The sequence below is a fragment of the Actinomycetospora sp. C-140 genome (assembly GCF_054796175.1).
In genome coordinates this window covers 147,111-164,326 of the sequence record NZ_JBTWNF010000008.1, presented here as the reverse complement: position 1 = coordinate 164,326, position 17,216 = coordinate 147,111, and the positions used below count along the sequence as shown (strand labels likewise).

15 protein-coding genes are annotated in these 17,216 nt (G+C 76.3%); 9 read left to right on the top strand and 6 right to left on the bottom strand.

Annotated features, from left to right (window positions below; all coding sequences use genetic code 11):
* Positions 1–157 precede the first annotated feature (157 nt).
* Together ACR9E3_RS15395 and ACR9E3_RS15390 are read left to right on the top strand one after the other, a co-directional pair.
* Positions 158–1,639, top strand: coding sequence for a hypothetical protein (locus ACR9E3_RS15395; RefSeq protein WP_460381166.1), 1,482 nt, complete (start codon positions 158–160; stop codon positions 1,637–1,639).
* A gap of 251 nt (positions 1,640–1,890) precedes the next feature.
* Entirely contained in the window at positions 1,891–3,645 is a 1,755-nt protein-coding gene (locus ACR9E3_RS15390; protein WP_460381165.1) for a proline--tRNA ligase, read from the top strand.
* On the opposite strand, the gene ACR9E3_RS15385 is transcribed toward ACR9E3_RS15390, so the two are convergent.
* From ACR9E3_RS15385 to ACR9E3_RS15375, 3 genes are all read right to left on the bottom strand, one after another.
* On the bottom strand, positions 3,635–4,342 hold the full coding sequence (locus tag ACR9E3_RS15385; protein ID WP_460381164.1) for a DUF1345 domain-containing protein: 708 nt from the start codon (positions 4,340–4,342) through the stop codon (positions 3,635–3,637). The two genes, ACR9E3_RS15390 and ACR9E3_RS15385, sit on opposite strands and share 11 nt — an antisense overlap.
* A gap of 139 nt (positions 4,343–4,481) precedes the next feature.
* Positions 4,482–5,723 carry an MFS transporter gene (locus ACR9E3_RS15380; RefSeq protein ID WP_460381163.1) on the bottom strand — a complete coding sequence of 414 codons (1,242 nt, stop codon included), beginning with the start codon at positions 5,721–5,723 and terminating at the stop codon, positions 4,482–4,484.
* On the bottom strand, positions 5,720–6,379 hold the full coding sequence (locus ACR9E3_RS15375) for an HAD-IA family hydrolase (protein WP_460381162.1): 660 nt from the start codon (positions 6,377–6,379) through the stop codon (positions 5,720–5,722). Before ACR9E3_RS15375 ends, ACR9E3_RS15380 begins: the two co-directional genes overlap by 4 nt.
* A gap of 60 nt (positions 6,380–6,439) precedes the next feature.
* Between ACR9E3_RS15375 and ACR9E3_RS15370 the strand changes: the two genes are divergently transcribed.
* Positions 6,440–7,627, top strand: coding sequence for an ROK family transcriptional regulator (locus ACR9E3_RS15370; RefSeq protein ID WP_460381161.1), 1,188 nt, complete (start codon positions 6,440–6,442; stop codon positions 7,625–7,627).
* Positions 7,628–7,699: 72 nt separating this feature from the next.
* On the opposite strand, the gene ACR9E3_RS15365 is transcribed toward ACR9E3_RS15370, so the two are convergent.
* Positions 7,700–8,110 carry a secondary thiamine-phosphate synthase enzyme YjbQ gene (locus ACR9E3_RS15365; RefSeq protein WP_460381160.1) on the bottom strand — a complete coding sequence of 137 codons (411 nt, stop codon included), beginning with the start codon at positions 8,108–8,110 and terminating at the stop codon, positions 7,700–7,702.
* Positions 8,111–8,163: 53 nt separating this feature from the next.
* Here ACR9E3_RS15365 and ACR9E3_RS15360 point away from each other — a divergent pair, with 53 nt between their 5' ends.
* Complete coding sequence (locus ACR9E3_RS15360; RefSeq protein ID WP_460381159.1) at positions 8,164–8,982, top strand: SDR family NAD(P)-dependent oxidoreductase; 819 nt, start codon at positions 8,164–8,166, stop codon at positions 8,980–8,982.
* Between the two features lie 105 nt (positions 8,983–9,087).
* Positions 9,088–10,512 (top strand): hypothetical protein, encoded by a 1,425-nt coding sequence (locus ACR9E3_RS15355; RefSeq protein ID WP_460381158.1) that lies wholly within the window; start codon positions 9,088–9,090, stop codon positions 10,510–10,512.
* A 20-nt stretch (positions 10,513–10,532) separates the two neighbouring features.
* Here the strand turns inward: ACR9E3_RS15355 and ACR9E3_RS15350 are convergent, their stop codons facing one another.
* Positions 10,533–11,030: a DUF4439 domain-containing protein gene (locus tag ACR9E3_RS15350; RefSeq protein WP_460381157.1), complete on the bottom strand. Its 498-nt coding sequence runs from the start codon at positions 11,028–11,030 to the stop codon at positions 10,533–10,535.
* On the bottom strand, positions 11,027–11,566 hold the full coding sequence (locus ACR9E3_RS15345; RefSeq protein ID WP_460381156.1) for a hypothetical protein: 540 nt from the start codon (positions 11,564–11,566) through the stop codon (positions 11,027–11,029). Before ACR9E3_RS15345 ends, ACR9E3_RS15350 begins: the two co-directional genes overlap by 4 nt.
* A 299-nt stretch (positions 11,567–11,865) precedes the next feature.
* On the opposite strand from ACR9E3_RS15345, the gene rimP reads away from it, so the two are divergent.
* From rimP to infB, 4 genes are all read left to right on the top strand, one after another.
* Positions 11,866–12,471: a ribosome maturation factor RimP gene (gene rimP / locus ACR9E3_RS15340; RefSeq protein WP_460381285.1), complete on the top strand. Its 606-nt coding sequence runs from the start codon at positions 11,866–11,868 to the stop codon at positions 12,469–12,471.
* Complete coding sequence (gene nusA, locus ACR9E3_RS15335) at positions 12,468–13,553, top strand: transcription termination factor NusA (protein ID WP_460381155.1); 1,086 nt, start codon at positions 12,468–12,470, stop codon at positions 13,551–13,553. Before rimP ends, nusA begins: the two co-directional genes overlap by 4 nt.
* A 3-nt stretch (positions 13,554–13,556) precedes the next feature.
* A complete protein-coding gene (locus ACR9E3_RS15330) occupies positions 13,557–13,958 on the top strand; it encodes a YlxR family protein (RefSeq protein ID WP_460381154.1) in 402 nt (133 codons plus the stop codon).
* A gap of 61 nt (positions 13,959–14,019) precedes the next feature.
* A complete protein-coding gene (infB, locus tag ACR9E3_RS15325; RefSeq protein ID WP_460381153.1) occupies positions 14,020–17,187 on the top strand; it encodes a translation initiation factor IF-2 in 3,168 nt (1,055 codons plus the stop codon).
* The last annotated feature ends 29 nt before the right edge of the window (positions 17,188–17,216 follow it).

The following is a 17,216-nucleotide window of genomic DNA, read 5'->3' as shown; positions in this document are numbered from 1 at the left end:
CCCGGCCGGGGGAGATCCCGACCCACGGCCGTGGCCTGCACAACTGCCCCCGCGTGTCGGGCCCGGCACGCCGCGATCCGACCGGGCGTCCCCCTACCGTGGGTCCGGCGCCGGAGGCTTGCCCCGACCCCGGCGGCGGAGGGGAGGTGGCCTCGTGGTGGCGGGCACCCGATGGTGGCGGCGTGACGAGACCGATCCGGACCCCGACGTCTGGGGCGGGCCCGACGAGGTGACCCTCGCGCCCGCTCCCCGCAGCGCACCCGACGACGACGTCGCCCGCGACGCGGCGGAACGCGAGGCGCGGGAACTGGCGGAGCGGGAAGCGGCCGAGCAGGCGGAGCGCGAAGCGCGCGAGCAGGCGGACCGCGAGGCCGCCGAGCAGGCGGAACGGGAGGCCCGCGAGCAGGCCGAGCGGGAGGCCGCCGAGCAGGCGGAACGCGAGGCCGCTGAACGAGCCGAGCGCGAAGCGCGCGAGCAGGCCGAACGCGAGGCCCGGGAACAGGCCGACCGCGAGGCCCGGGAACAGGCCGACCGCGAGGCCCGCGAGCAGGCCGACCGCGAAGCCCGCGAGCAGGCCGACCGCGAAGCCCGCGAACAGGCCGACCGCGAGGCCCGCGAACAGGCCGAACGCGAAGCCCGCGAACAGGCCGACCGCGAAGCCCGCGAACAGGCCGAACGCGAGGCCCGCGAACAGGCCGAACGCGAAGCCCGCGAACAGGCCGACCGCGAAGCCCGCGAACAGGCCGAACGGGAAGCGCGCGAGCGCGTCGAGCAGGAGCGGGTCTCGACGCTCCCGGGCGCGGAGGCGGTGTCGCCGTCGGTGGCGCGGGAGTCCGCGGCGCGCGAGGAGGCCGCGCGGGAGGCGGCCGCCGCCGACAGGAAGCGCCGGCGCCGCCGGGTCCTCGTCGTCTTCGCGGCAGCGGTCGTCGCGGTGGCGGCGGTGTGGATCGTGCCGCGGCTGATCGCCCTGGGCCTGTCGTTCCTCACGGTGCTGGGGGTGGTGTCGCCCGCCGAGACCCCGTCGATCCTGGACGCGACACCGGTGGCGGCGGCGGACGCCGGACCCGTCGTGCGCCCCGAACTGCCGCGCGGAGGGTCCGCGGTGGCGCCGGCGCACCGGGTGGTCCTGGCGCGCGGCACCCCCGACGGCGTCGAGGCCGCCGCGGCCCCGTTCGACACGGCGGACCGCCCCGTGCTCCCGGCCCTCGAGCTCCCGGTCGCCGGCATCGATGAAACGCCCGCCGTCTGGCAGCGCCTCGCGGACACCCGCGCGCACCGGCAGCTCCTGGTGCTCGCCGTGCCGACGGGTCCCGTCGGCGTGCGCGATGCCCTGGCGCCGTGGGAGCGGCTGCTGCGCGAGCCCGACGTCGGCCTCGCTCTCGCCGCGCCCCTGGCCCCTCCGGAGCTCGCCGCCGCGACGAGCTGGCTGGCCGGCCTCGTCCGGGACGCGAACCTGCCCCAGAAGCTGCTCGTCGTGCCGTCCGCGACCGGACCGGCGCCGGGCGAGCTCGCGGTGGTCGCCACGGACGGGGCCGCGGCGCCACCGGTGCTCCGGGGGGTCGTGCTCGCGCCCGGCGGGCCGGGACCCCGCGCGGTACTGGCCGCCACGCCCTCGCCGGACGTCCTGCTCCGCCGCTGAGGAGCATGATCGCTCCAGGTGCTCCTCCCACCCGATGACATCGGGTCAGAGGAGCACCTGGACGGATCATGGGCCGCCGCGCGCGGTCCCCACCCGAGCACCTCGGTCGGGGCCAGGACATCGCCCGTCCGGGAGCCGCCCGACACACCGCGGCCCGTCGGCGATCACGGCGCGGGCGGCCTCGAGGTCCACGCCACGATCCCGGCGCCGCCCTGCGCAACCCGCTTCGCGACCGTCGTTACGCTCGGAACATGGCACGAGGGGTCACGCGGATGTCCGGGCTGTTCCTGCGCACGCTGCGCGAGGACCCGGCCGACGCCGAGGTGATCAGCCACAAGCTGCTGGTGCGCGCCGGGTACGTGCGCCGCGTCGCGCCCGGCATTTACTCGTGGCTGCCGCTCGGGATGAAGGTCCTCGAGAACATCGAGCGCATCATCCGCGAGGAGATGGCCGCGATCGGCGGCCAGGAGGTCCACTTCCCGGCGCTGCTGCCCCGCGAGCCGTACGAGGCGACGGGCCGCTGGACCGAGTACGGCGACGCGCTCTTCCGGCTCAAGGACCGCAAGAGGGCCGACTACCTCCTCGGGCCGACGCACGAGGAGATGTTCACCCTCATGGTCAAGGGGGAGACCAGCTCCTACCGCGACTTCCCGATCACGCTGTACCAGATCCAGACCAAGTACCGGGACGAGGAGCGGCCCCGCGCCGGCATCCTGCGCGGCCGCGAGTTCACGATGAAGGACTCGTACTCCTTCGACCTCTCCGACGAGGGGCTGCAGGCCTCGTACGACGCGCACCGCGTGGCCTACCAGCGGCTGTTCGCCCGCCTCGGTCTCGAGGTGCAGATCGTCTCCGCGATGTCGGGGGCGATGGGCGGGTCGGCGTCCGAGGAGTTCCTCGCGCCCTGCGAGTCCGGCGAGGACACCTACGTCCGCTGCCCGGCCACCGGCTACGCCGCCAACGTCGAGGCCGTCACGACGCCCGCGCCGCCCGAGCAGCCCGTCCACGACAAGCCCGAGGCCGTCGTCCACGACACCCCGGACACCCCGACGATCGAGACGCTCGTCGACCACGTCAACGGTCTCGGCCTGGGGCGGACGTTCACCGCGGCCGACACGCTGAAGAACGTCATGGTCAAGACGAAGCTCCCGGGCGCGACGGAGTGGACACTGCTCGGCGTCGGCGTGCCCGGCGACCGCGAGGTCGACATGAAGCGCCTCGAGGCGTCCGTGTCGCCCGCCGAGGTCGCGCTGCTCGAGGACGCCGACTTCGCCGCGAACCCCTTCCTCACCAAGGGCTACATCGGGCCGGTGGGCCTCGCCAAGAACGGCGTCCGGTACCTCGTCGACCCCCGCATCGTCACGGGCACCGCCTGGGTCACGGGCGCCGACGAGCACGGACGCCACGTCGTCGACCTCGTCGCCGGCCGTGACTTCACCCCCGACGGGACGATCGAGGCCGCCGAGGTCCGCGAGGGCGACCCCTCGCCCGACGGCGGCGGCCCGCTCGTCGCGGCCCGCGGCATCGAGATGGGCCACATCTTCCAGCTCGGACGCAAGTACGCCGACGCGCTCGGCCTCACGGCGCTCGGCGCCGACGGCAAGCCCGCCACGATCACCATGGGCTCCTACGGCGTCGGCGTCACCCGGGCCGTCGCCGCGATCACCGAGCAGCACGCCGACGCGAAGGGCCTGGTGTGGCCGGTCGAGGTCGCGCCCTACGCCGTCCACATCGTCATCGCCGGGAAGGACCCGGCCCAGGCCGAGGCCGCGACGACGATCGCCGACGGCCTCGCCGCGGCGGGCCTCGAGGTCCTGCTCGACGACCGCAAGGCCTCGCCCGGCGTGAAGTTCGCCGACGCCGAGCTGCTCGGCATGCCCACCACGCTCACGGTGGGGCGCGGGCTCGCCAACGGCGTCGTCGAGGTCACCGACCGGGCCTCCGGCGAGCGCCGCGAGGTGCCGGTCGACACCGTGGTCGCCGAGCTCAGCGGGGTCAGTGGATGAGGAACGACGCCAGCAGGGCCACGATCACCGAGTTGTAGACGAAGGTCATCAGGGTGTGCAGGTTGACCACCCGGCGCATCTCGGGCGTCACGATGGCCACGTCGGTCGCCCCGAACGTCGTCGCGACGGCGAGGGCGAAGTAGCGGTAGTCGGCGAAGTCGTGGGTGCGCCGGCCCGGGAACTCGAGACCGGGCTCGTCGAGATCCCGCTGCGCGTAGTGCAGGGCGTACGCGGCGATCGACAGCGCCCAGGAGCTGACCAGGATGCTCAGGGTCACCGGCGCCAGGATCAGATCGGAGACGACGATCCCGTCGACGTGCGGGAGCACCAGCGCCGCGGCGAGCGCCACGAGCGTGGCCTCCAGCGCGAACGCCGGGGCGCCGACCGGCGCCGCGCGCCGCCGTCCCCCGGGACGGCCGGGCAGGTCGCGGGCCCGCATCCGGGCCCGGAACTCCTCGGGCCCGACCCGGCCGAACGTCCGCAGGGTGAGCACGACGTAGACCAGGGCGAAGAGGTCGAAGCCGAGGAGCAGGAGGATCGTGCGGGCGGCCCACACGTGCTCGTCGAGCAGGGCGGTCCCGTTCAGGCTGATGCCGACGGCCAGCGGCAGCAGGACGCCGACGGCCAGGGCGAGGGCGCCCCGACGCCCGTCGCGGCAGAGCGGATGGGTGGACGGGGCCGCCGTCGACGTGGTCATGGGCGCTCTCTCGGGGTCGCGGTCTCCTCCGACGATCACCGGCGACGGTGCCACGTCGATCTCACGGAGCGCGACGTCCACCGGCATCGGGGAGCCGGAAATGACCCCGATCAGCGCAGCGCCCGGCGACGCGAAGAGCTCAGCCGACCCGCTGCCGTCGCTCCAGGCCCACCGACACGGCCAGCACCACGAGGCCGACGAGCGGGAGCACGGCCCCCACGGCCGCCGGGGCGTCGTACCCGAGACCGGCGGCCAGGACCAGCCCGCCGATCGCGGCGCCGACGGCGTTGGCCACGTTGAAGGCCGAGTGGAAGCTCGCGGCGGCCAGGGACGGGCCCTCGGCGGCGAAGTCGATCAAGCGGCCCATGAGCGCCGGGCCCGCCGACATGCCGACGAAGCCCAGGGCGAACAGCCCGACCGTCGCGGCGACCGCGTCGTGCGCGGCGGCGACGAACGCGACCAGCACCGCGGAGTAGACGACCAGGGCGATCGCGATCGTCAGGCGCGGCGCCTTCTCGGCGAACCGGCCGCCCGCGATGTTGCCGACGGTCATGCCGATCCCGAGCGCGCCGAGCATCAGGGGCACCGTCGTCGCGGAGACCTGGGCCTGGGTGGTGAGGATCGGGTTGATGTAGCTGTAGACCGCGAACAGCCCGCCGAACCCGGCCGCGATGACGCCGAGGGTCAGCCACACCTGCGGGCGCCGCAGGGCGGTGAGCTCGCCGGAGATGCTGCCGCCGCGGTCGTCGACGGGGCGGGGGACGAGGGTCACGACGGCGAGCACCGTGATCAGCGCGATGATCGTCACCGCGACGTAGGCGCTGCGCCAGCCGAACGCCTCACCCAGCCACGTCGCGGCCGGGACGCCGATGATGTTGGCGATCGTCAGCCCGAGCATGACCGTCGCGAGCGCCCGGGCGCGCTTGGCCGGGGGCACGAGCGACGCCCCGAGCACCGCCGCGGTGCCGAAGTACGCGCCGTGCGGCAGGCCCGCGAGGAACCGCAGGCCGACGAAGGGGACGAACGACGGGGCCAGCGCCGACAGGGCGTTGGCGACGACGAGGAAGACCGCCAGCGCGACGACGAGCCGCTTGCGCGGCCACCGCGCGCCGACCAGCGCGATCAGCGGGGCGCCGACGACGACGCCGAGCGCGTAGGCGCTGATCGCGGTGCCGGCCGTCGGGACCGAGACGCCGAGGTCGGAGGCGAAGCCGGGGAGCACACCCATGCTCGCGAACTCGGTGGTGCCGATGGCGAGCCCGCCCAGCGACAGGGCCGCGAGGCTGACGCCCGCCGGGACGCGTGGGCCGCGCGACGGTGCGGTCTCCGTGATCTCCGCCCGGGTGGCGGGCGCGGTCTCGGTCGAGGTCGGCGGGGTCATGCGGTCACCTCCTGGGCGATCAGGGTCGGGACGACCTCGTGCAGGGTGTCGATCGGGATGTCGCCGGGGGCGCCGCGCAGGCCGGCGACGGTCGCGCCCGCCGCGCGCCCGGCGGCGACGCCGACGGGCGAGTCCTCGACGACGAGGCAGTCGGTGGGGTCGACGGCCAGGAAGTCGGCGGCCATGAGGTAGCCGTCGGGGGCCGGCTTGCCCTCGGCGACCATCTCGCGGGGGACGAGCACCGGGGCCTCGATGCCGGCGGCGCCGAGACGGGCGCGGGCGAGCTTCGTGTCCGCGCTGGTGACGACCGCCCACGGCGTGCGGGTGGCGTCGAGGTGGGCGACGAGCTCGTGCGCGCCCGGCGCCGCGACGACGTCGGCGAGGTCGGTGCACTCCGCCTCGAGCTGGTCACGGGTCGCCGCGGCGACCAGGGCCTCGTCGAGGTCGGGGCGGACCCGGCGCACGGTGACCTCGGCGGGCGCGCCGTGCATGACGGCGAGCACGGCCGCGGGGTCGGCGCCCCAGCGGCGCGCCCACGTGGACCACGAGCGCTCGACGGCGGCGTCGGAGTCGACCAGAGTGCCGTCCATGTCCAGGAGCACGGCGGTGAAACCGCAGGTCACCCGACGGGCGGGCGCCTCGGCGTGCAGTGTCACGGCAGGTCCTCCCGGAGCTTCGGTGGCCATTATTCTCGTTCTCCGAGCATAATCGGGACCATGACCGCGTCAACGGAGATCGGACGTGAGCCCGGTCGCGCCCGCGTGGACCGGTGGCGCACCAGCGCGGAGGTGCTCGACGAGGTCCGGCGCACGCCCGGCATCACCCGCGTCGAGCTCGGGCGCCGGCTCGCGCTGTCGAGCGCCTCGGCCACCGAGACCGTCACGCGCCTGCGCGAGGCCGGCTGGCTGTGCGAGCACCGCGCCCCCGTCCAGGGCCGCGGGCGGCCCACCACGACGCTGGAGCCCGCGCCCGACGGCCCACGCGTCGTCGCGGCGGACGTGCGCCACGAGGACTGGCGCGTGGGGCTGGCCGGGCTCGACGGCGAGGTCACCGGGGTCGTCAGCGCCCGCCACGACCGTGACCCCGCCGCCGTCACCGAGGCTCTGTGCGGGGCCGTCGCGCGGGTCGCGGCCGGGCACGACGTTGTCGCCGTGGGGCTCGCCGCGCCCGCGCCGGGCAGCGACGACGGGCTCGTGCACGCCACCGAGCTGGCGTGGGACGCCGTCGACCTCGGGTCGGTGACGCGGTGCCTGGGTCCGACACCGGTGCCGCTGCGGGTGGGCAACGACGCGACGCTCGCCGGGGTCGCCGAGGCCCGCACCGGGGCGGCGGCCGGGGCGAGCACGGCGGTCTTCCTCACCGTCGAGGTGGGTCTCGGGGGCACGCTCCTGCTCGACGGGCGGCCGCACCTCGGCGCGCACGGCGCCGCGGGGGAGTACGGCCACCTGCCCTTCGGCGACCCGTCGCGGCCCTGCGCGTGCGGGGCCTGCGGCTGCTGGGGCCCGGAGGTCGACGGCCGGGCGCTCGCGCGCCTGCTGGGCGACCCGGCGCCGACCGACCCCCGCTCGTACGCGGAGGCCGTGCTGTGCCGGTGCGCCGCCGGCGACGACGCGGCCGTCGGGGCGGTGCGGGCCGCGGGCGCCGTGCTGGCGCGCGGCGTCGCCGGGGTGGTGAACGTGCACGACCCGGACGTCGTCGTCGTCGGTGGCCTCGCCCGCGGGCTGCGTGCGGCCCCGGGCTTCGACGAGGCCTACCGGCGCGGGCTCATGGCGTTCCGGCGCGAGCACCCGGTGCCCGTGCTCGACGCGGTGCACGGCGACGACGGGGCCCTGCACGGCGCCGCGGCGCTGGCGCTCGACCACGCCACGAGCGCCGAGGGACTGGCGGAGCTCGCCGCCGACTGACCCCGAGCCTCGGGTGATCGAAGTACCGATACGGACGCTGAGTGTCTGTGACGGCACTTCGCTGACACGACCTCAGCCGCCCAGGAGGCTCAGCCGCACCTTCCGGGAGGGGTTGTCGCCGTTGGTGTCGACGAGGCACACCGACTGCCAGGTGCCGAGGGCGAGGCGGCCGTCCAGCACCGGGACCGACATCGACGGGGCGACGAGGGCGGGCAGGACGTGGTCGCGGCCGTGGCCCGGCGAGCCGTGGCGGTGCGACCACCGGCCGTCGGCGGGCAGCAGTTCGCGCAGCTGCGCGAGCAGGTCGTCGTCGCTGCCGGCGCCGGTCTCGATGATCGCGACCCCGGCCGTGGCGTGCGGCACGAACACGTGCAGCAGCCCGTCCGGCGACGGGGCGCCCGCGACGAACCGCGTGCACTCGCCGGTGATGTCGCGGACGGTCTCCCGGTCGCCGGTCCGGACCTCGATCTCCTCGCTGTACACCCGACGGAGGGTAGGGCCCGCCGCCGGCGGGACCGAGGGTGCAGGATGCCGCCGTGCAGCAGCCCGGACAGGACTCCAGGAGCGGACACGTCGCCGTGGCCGTGGTCACCGGCGCCGGCCGGGGCATCGGGGCGGCCCTCGCCGCCGCCCTCTCGGCGCGGGGCCACCACCTCGTCGTCACCGACGTCGACGGCGCGGCGGCGCAGGCGACCGCGGAGTCCCTCGACGGGCCCGCGACCGCCCTGCCCCTCGACGTCCGGGACCCCGCGGCCCACCGCGCCGTGGCGCGCACCGCGGCCGGGCTCGGCGACGTCACGGTGTGGATCAACAACGCCGGGGTCCTGTCGACCGCGCCCGCGTGGGAGGCCACCGACGAGGAGGTCGGCACCACCTTCGAGGTCAACACCCTCGGCGTCGTGCACGGCAGCCGCGCCGCGGTCGAGGTGATGCGCCGCGGCGACGTCCTCAACGTCGTCTCGCTCTCCGGGCTCGGCCCGACGCCCGGCTTCGCGCTCTACGGCGCCAGCAAGGCCGCGGCGCTGAGCTACTCGCAGGCCCTCGACATCGAGCTGGCCGCCGCCCGCCGCCCCGTGCGCATCCGGGCCCTGTGCCCCGACGTCGTCGACACCACCCTGGTCAGCAACGTCGCCCACCGGCCCAGCGCCGCCCTGCTGTTCACCGGGACGCGGCTGCTCTCGGTCGACGAGGTCGTCGACGCGGCCATGGGGCTGCTCGGGTCCCGCCGGGCGATGCGTACCGTGCCGGGCTGGCGTGCAGCGTTGCAGCGGACGTCGGCGGCGCTGCCGGCGCTCGCCCGGGTCGCGGTCCCGATCGTGGCGCGGATGGGCGAACGGCGGCGGCTGTCGCGCTGAGGGTCCCGCGCGCGGGACCACACGCCGGGCCGGGGGTCGTGATCGGATCGTGACCCCTTCGGCTACGTTGAGCACGGTCCATGTCCCCCGAACGTGGAGGATCGGATGCTGGTCCTGGCCCCCGATCCCCGTCTCGGTATCGCTCCGGAGCGGGTGACGCGGGTGCGCGGCCTGCTCGAGCAGGCGGAGGCGGGTGCGCCCGTCCCGGGCGTCGTGGTGGCACTGCCCGGCGGGCCCGACGGGGCGCTCGACGCGATCGTGCTGCGCCCGGACGGCGTCCTCGGCCTGGCGGCGCTGACCGCGGGCGAGCGCGAGCTGGCGCGCGACGCCTCACGCGAGGCCGTCGCCGCCGGTGGGGGACGGGCGGGCCTGGCGACCCCGGCGACCGGCCTGCCCCGCGCCCGCCACGGCGGCTCCGGCGGTTCCGTCGCCCCGGATGCCCCCGATGCCCCCGATGGCCCCGATGCCGTGGCGCCCACGGCCCGCGACTCCGCCGACGAGCTCGACCGCCTGCTCGCCCTGCCCGACCCCGCGTGCGGCGCCCCCCGGCGCGTGCTCGCGACCGTCGGCGACGACGAGGCGGGCATCGGCGCCACCCGCACGGCGCTCACCGCCCCCGTCGGCTCCTTCCGCGTGATCGACGTCGAGGACGTGCGCCGCCTGCTCGCGGCCTTCCGTCTCGGCGACCACGTCCCCGACGGGACGAAGCTGGCCGAGGTCGGGTTCCTCGCCCCGGGCACGCCGGCCCTGGAGGCCGGCGCGGTCCCCGAGACCGCCCCGGTGCCGGTCCCCACCTCCCGCAGCAGCGACTCGTCCCCGGGCTCGTCGGGCCGGACGCCCCTCCCGGCCACCGGCCGGCTGCCCGCCTCGGCCCCCGAGTCCTCCGGCCCGCCGCGGGGCGGGGCCATCGGCGGCATGGTCTCCGCGCCCGGACGCGCCGCGCGCTCCCGGTACGGCGGGCGGCTGCCGGACTGGGTCTGGGGCTGGCGCGGCCTGACCGTCGCCGCCGTCGCCGCGTTCCTCGTCGCGCTCGGGATCGCGGTCCTCGTGGGGCGGGCCGCCACCGGCGGCTCCCCGGAGCCCGACCCCACCGCGACCCGCGTGGTCGACGGGATCACCTTCACCCGCCAGGTCGCGACCTCCGACGCGTCCTGCGACGGCCACGCCTACCGGCAGGCGGCGGCGTTCCTGCGGGAGCGCCCGTGCCGCCACCTGGACCGTTCGCTGTGGTCCGCGACCGCGGACGGCCAGGACATCGTCGTCGCCGTGGCCACCGTGCAGCTGGCCGACACGAACACGGCGGGCGCCTTCCGGTCCCTGGTCGACAGCGACGGCACCGGCAACATCAGCGACCTCCTGCGCGAGCGCCGCGGCTACCCGGGCGCACCCGAGGGCCTCACCGGCCAGGGCTACGCGTCGGCGCAGCTCGGCGACCGTGTGGTCGTCGCCGAGGCCGACGGCATCGACCCCGCCTACACCGACGGCGACGCCCTCGACCGCATCTCCCGCGCGGGCCTCGCCCTCCGGTAGGGCCCCGCACCCGCGCGGGGTCAGGTCGCGGTGCCGTCCCCCGGGAACGCGGGGACGAGCGGCGTGCGGCCGGCGAGCTGCCGCCAGGTGACCGAGGTCGTCGCGGCCGTGGTCACCGCGCCCAGCGCGAGGCGGCGCAGCTCGGTGTCGTCGGGCGTTTCGGTGCGCTCGGCGACCGCACGCCAGGCCGCGGCGACGTCGTCCTCGGCGATCACGGCGAGCGCCGCGGCCGAGGCGCCGTCGGTCACCGGCGACGGCGGGCGGTACGCGGCGGCCGCGGGCGGCGGCGTCACCCCGGCGCGCCCGAGCAGCGCGACGACGGCGTCGCGACGCTCGCGGTGGGCGAGCGAGGCGGCGGTGACCGTGGCCCCGGCCGAGGACGGCACGAACGCCGACACGAGCCCGTAGACCCACACCGCGGCGTGCTCGGTGCCCAGGGCCGTGACGACGGCGTTCGCGAGGTCCTCGTCGAGCGACCCCGGTCCGGGGGTGGGCGCGGGCGTGGCCGGTGAGGTCATGCCAGCACCGTCGCGTACCCGGCGCAGCTCGCCGCGACCGAGGTGACCAGGCCGCACCGGTAGGACGCCGTCGTCAGCGCGAGGGCGCCGGCGGCGTCGCGGGCCGCGCCGAGCGAGCCGCGCAGGGCCGTGACCGCGGCGGCGGCGCTCGCCGGCGGCTGCGCCGGGGCCGGGCGGACGCCCGGTCCGGTCGGGGCGTCGACGGCCTCCGTGCGGTCGGGGCGCGCCCGCCGGACCTCCGCGGCGAGCGCGTCGGCGTGGGCGCTGCGCGCGTCGCGGACGGGGGTGAGCCTGCTCCCCAGCTCCGGGAAGGCGGCCACGGCGGCGGCCGCGGCCGTCGCGTCCGCGCGGGCGGCCGCGAGCGGCGCCTCGAGCTCGTCGGGGCCCTCGTCGCGGGCGCACCCGGCCGCCGCGAGCCCGGCGACGGCGACCAGCGCCCCGGCGCCCGCCAGCACGGTGCGGCGTGACGGCGCGGGACGCGACGGGGGAGGGCCGGCGCCGTGTCCGGCGGCGTCGGCGGTGTCGGCGGCGACCACGGCCGGCCAGTCTGCCAGCCGCGGGCGGACGCCCCGCCCGACGCGCCCGCACCGGCCGGTCCCGCCGGGGGCGAGCGCTACCCTGGACCACTGCGCGCCGGCACCCCGGCGCCATCCGCCTCCACCCGTCCGCGCCGGCGCTCCGACGCCACCGGGATCGCCTCCGGTGCGCCCCGCGCGTCGCCCGCGGCGGGCCCGCCCCGTGAGGAGCCCCGTTGTCCCCAGGGACGTCCCCTGCGCGCGCCGGTCGCGACGGCCGTGACGGCAGTGACGGCCGTGACGGCACGGCCGCCGAGCGCCTGCGCCCCACCGTCGTCGAGGTCGTCGAGGCCGCCGGATTCGTGCTCGACGACCTCGAGGTGCGCCCGGCCGGGCGGCGCCAGGTCGTGCGCGTCGTGGTGGACACCGCCGAGGTCCCCGGCCCCCACGACCCGCCGGCGCCGAGCCCGGACCTCGACGCCGTCGCCGGGGTGAGTCGCGAGCTGTCGACCGTCCTCGACGCGATCGACGCGGGTCAGCGGGAGGGCACCACCCCCGAGGGCGAGTACACGCTCGAGGTGACGACGCCGGGCACCGACCGGCCGCTCACGCGCCCGCACCACTGGCGGCGGGCGTGGCTGCGTCGGGTGGAGGTCACGCGCACCGACGGCGGCACGCTCACCGCGCGGGTCGGTCCCGTCGGCGCCGCGGGAGACGACGACGCCGGGACCGACGACGGCGCCGCGGTGACCCTGGCCGAGGGCACCCCGCGCGGCCCGGTGCTGCACCGGGTGCCGCTCGCGGACATCCGGCGGGCCGTGGTGGAGGTCGAGTTCAAGCCGGCACCGCCGGCCGAGGTCGAGGCTCTGGTGGCCGCGGCGACCGGCGACGAGGCCGGGGCGCAGGGACGGGAGGACCGGTCGTGAAGGTCGACATCGCCGCGCTGCGGGCCATCGAGCGGGACAAGGAGATCCCGTTCGAGACCGTGCTCTCCGCGATCGAGACCGCGCTGCTCACCGCCTACAAGCAGAACGGCGGCGAGCACCCGAAGGCGCGGGTCGAGGTCGACCGCAAGACCGGCGAGGTCGCCGTGCTCGTGCCGGAGACGACCGAGGACGGCGAGGTCGTCGGGGAATACGACGACACCCCCGAGGGTTTCGGCCGTATCGCCGCGGCGACGGCACGCCAGATCGTCGTGCAGCGGCTGCGGGACGCCGAGCACGAGCGCACCTACGGGGAGTTCTCCGCCAAGGAGGGCGAGGTCGTCGCCGGCGTCGTCCAGCGCGACGCGCGGGCCAACGCCCGGGGCGTCGTCGTGGTCGAGATCGGGTCGATCGAGGGCGTGCTGCCGGCGGCCGAGCAGGTGCCCGGCGAGCGCTACGAGCACGGGGCGCGGATCCGCTGCTACGTCGTCGGGGTCAACCGCGGTCCGCGCGGGGTCGGTGTGACGCTCTCGCGGACCCACCCGAACCTCGTGCGGCGGCTGTTCGCCTTCGAGGTGCCCGAGATCGCGTCGGGCGCCGTCGAGATCGTCTCGGTGGCCCGCGAGGCCGGGCACCGGTCGAAGATCGCGGTGCGGTCCACCGTCGCCGGGCTCGGCGCCAAGGGCGCGTGCATCGGGCCGATGGGGGCCCGGGTGCGCGGGGTGATGAGCGAGCTCAACGGTGAGAAGATCGACATCATCGACTGGGCGGACGACCCGGCGGAGTACGTCGGCAACGCGCTCTCGCCCTCCAAGGTCGTGTCCGTGACGGTCGTGGACCCGAAGGCCCGCACCGCCCGCGTCGTCGTCCCGGACTTCCAGCTCTCCCTCGCGATCGGCAAGGAGGGGCAGAACGCCCGCCTGGCCGCGCGGCTGACCGGCTGGCGCATCGACATCCGTTCGGATGCCGAGGCGCTGCCCCTCGACGACGAGGAGCCGGAGCCCGACGGTGAGCCGGACGGGGAGCCGGAGGAGAGGCCGGAGGCGGAGCGGGTCGAGCAGCCGTCGAGCGGCGCGGTAGAGTGACCGGTGGCCCGAACCCGCGAGCCCAGTCGTGGGGTGGCGCCGGATCGTGATCGTCGGGACGACGATCGGGGCCCGGTGCGCACCTGCATCGGCTGCCGTTCACGGGCCTCGGCGTCGGAACTCCTGCGAGTGGTGGCCGCGGACGGGATCGTCGATCCCGATCCACGACATCGGTTGCCCGGTCGCGGTGCGTGGCTGCACCCCGACGCGGACTGCCTGCATCGCGCGGAGCGCCGGTCGGCGTTCCCCCGGGCACTACGTGTCCCGGGGCCGCTCGACACCGGAGCCCTGCGCGCGCTGCTCGATCCGGACTCCGTCCCCGGGCCAGTCACACGCGACGACCGTCGCGTGAGTACGAGGAAGCAGGTCGACCCCCATGAGCCAGCCGTGAAGCCCTCCCGATGAAGGCGCAGGCGTAGAGGACGAGGTCGCGGGCCCCCCGCTGACCTCGAGAATGAGGAGATCAGTGGCAGGAAAGGCCCGGGTGCACGAGCTCGCGAAGGAGCTCGGCGTCACCAGCAAGCAGGTACTCACGCAGTTGGAGTCCCTCGGCGAGTTCGTCAAGTCGGCGTCCTCGACGGTGGAGGCCCCCGTCGCGCGCAAGCTGCGCGACTCCATGTCCGGCGGCGGCAACGGCTCCGGCCGCGGACCCCGTCCCGGCGCCTCGTCCGGCGCGCGTCCGGGCGGCGGCGTCCCGCGTCCGGGTCCGTCGTCGAGCCCGTCCGGCTCGTCCGGCGGTGCCCCGCGTCCCGGCCCGCGTCCTGGTGCCGCCCCGTCCGGCGGCGGCAACGGTGCCGGTGGCTCGGGCTCGTCCGGTGGCGCCCCGCGTCCCGGCCCGCGTCCCGGCGCCCGTCCCGGCGACGGGCAGGACCAGTCCGCGCCGGCCGCGGCGTCCGCGTCCGCGCCGGCCGCCCCGTCGGCGCCGGCCGAGAGCGCGTCCGACGGCGGCCAGTCCGGTACGGCGGCGCCCCAGGCGCCCCGGCCCGGTGGCGACCGTCCCCGCCCCGGCGGCGACCGTCAGCGTTCCGGCGGCATCCCGCGGCCCGGCGCCGAGCGCGGTGGCGAGCGGGGTGGCGACCAGCGTCAGGGCGGCGGTCAGGGCGGCCAGGGCGGCGCCCCGCGGCCCGGACCGCAGCAGCGGCCGGCCGCCGCGGCCGACGACCAGGGCGGTGCGGGCGACGCGACCGTCGCACCCCGTCCCCAGGCCCCCAAGCCGGGGCCGAAGGCGCCCCGCGTCGGCAACAACCCCTTCGGGGTCGGGTCCGGCGCCCCGCCGCGCCCGCAGCGTCCGCAGCAGCCCGGCCAGGGTCAGGGCGGCGGTCAGGGCGGCCCGCGGCCGCCGCGTGACGGCGAGGCCCCGGCGCCCCGCCCGCCTCGCGACGGCGAGCGTCCGGCCGCGGCGAGCGGTGAGCGCCCGCCACGTCCCGGCGGCACCGGCGGTGCCTCGCCGGGCAACATGCCCCCGCGTCCCAACCCCGGGATGATGCCGTCCCGCCCGTCCGGTCCGCCCGGACGCGGTGGCCCCGGCGGTCCCGGCGGCGGCCGTGGCGGTCCCGGCGGTGGCCGTGGTGGCCCCGGCGGCGGCCGTGGCGGTCCCGGTGGCGGCGGTCGTCCCGGGGGTCCCCCCGGTGGTGGCGGCGCCCCGGCCGGCGGCGGTTTCCGCGGTGGCGGCGGTCGTCCCGGCGGTCCCGGTGGCCGTGGTCGTGGCGGCGGTGCCGCGGGTGCCTTCGGGCGTCCCGGTGGTCCCGCGCGCCGTGGTCGCAAGTCGAAGCGGCAGAAGCGCCAGGAGTTCGACAACATGCAGGCGCCGTCGGTCGGCGGCGTCCGCCTGCCGAAGGGCAAGGGCGAGACCGTCCGGCTGCCCCGCGGCGCCTCGCTGACCGACTTCGCCGAGAAGATCGACGCGAACCCGGCCTCGCTCGTGCAGGTGCTGTTCCACCTCGGTGAGATGGTCACGGCCACCCAGTCGGTGTCCGACGACGTCCTCGAGCTGCTCGGCGGCGAGATGAACTACGACGTCCAGGTCGTCTCCCCCGAGGAGGAGGACCGCGAGCTGCTCGAGTCGTTCTCGATCAGCTACGGCTCCGACGAGGGCGGCGACGAGGACCTCGAGGCCCGCCCGCCGGTCGTCACGGTCATGGGTCACGTCGACCACGGCAAGACGCGCCTGCTGGACACCATCCGCAAGACGAAGGTGGCCGAGGCCGAGGCCGGCGGCATCACCCAGCACATCGGCGCCTACCAGGTCGACACCGAGCTCGAGGGCGTCGACCGGAAGATCACCTTCATCGACACCCCGGGTCACGAGGCGTTCACCGCCATGCGTGCCCGCGGGGCGAAGTCCACGGACATCGCGGTGATCGTGGTCGCGGCCGACGACGGCGTGATGCCCCAGACGATCGAGGCGATCAACCACGCGCAGGCGGCCGACGTGCCGATCGTGGTGGCGGTCAACAAGATCGACAAGGAGGGCGCCAACCCTCAGAAGATCCGCCAGCAGCTCACCGAGTACGGGCTGGTGGCCGAGGAGTACGGCGGCGAGACCATGTTCGTCGACATCTCGGCCCGCCAGAACATCAACATCGAGGGGCTGCTCGAGGCCGTCCTGCTCACCGCGGACGCCTCCCTGGACCTCCGGGCCAACCCGGACATGGAGGCCCAGGGTGTCGCGATCGAGGCGCACCTCGACCGCGGCCGCGGCCCGGTGGCCACGGTGCTGGTCCAGCGCGGCACGCTGCGGGTCGGCGACTCCGTCGTCGCGGGCGACGCGTCGGGCCGTGTGCGACGGATGCTCGACGAGTTCGGCGAGGACGTGAAGGAGGCGCTGCCCTCCCGTCCGGTGCAGGTCATCGGCTTCACGTCGGTGCCGGGCGCCGGCGACACCTTCCTCGTCGTCGACGAGGACCGGGTGGCGCGCCAGATCGCCGACCGCCGCCGTGCCCGCGAGCGCAACGCCCAGCTGGCCTCGCGCCGCAAGCGCGTGTCCCTCGAGGACCTCGACGCGGCGCTGAAGGAGACCAACGAGCTCAACCTGATCATCAAGGGTGACAACTCGGGAACCGTCGAGGCTCTCGAGGACGCGCTCATGAAGATCGACGTGGGCGAGGAGGTCCAGCTGCGGGTGCTGCACCGCGGCGTCGGTGCGATCACCGAGGGCGACATCAACCTCGCGATCGCCTCCGACGTCATCGTCCTGGGCTTCAACGTCCGGGCCGAGGGCAAGGCCACGGAGCTGGCCACCCGCGAGGGCATCGACATCCGCTACTACTCGGTGATCTACCAGGCGATCGACGAGATCGAGCAGGCCCTCAAGGGCATGCTCAAGCCGATCTACGAGGAGGTGGAGCTCGGCACCGCGGAGGTGCGCGAGGTCTTCCGCTCCTCGCGCGTCGGCTCGATCGCCGGCTGCCTGGTCACCGACGGGATCATCCGGCGCAACGCCAAGGCGCGCCTGGTCCGCGACGGTGCGGTCGTCGCCGAGAACCTCACGATCAACTCGCTCAAGAGGTTCAAGGACGACGCCACCGAGGTCCGCGACGGCTACGAGTGCGGTCTGACGCTCGGGTCGTTCAACGACATCAAGGTCGACGACAAGATCATGACCTACGAGATGCGGGAGAAGCCCCGCGAGTGACGGTCATGTCCGCCCGGGGGCGCTGACGG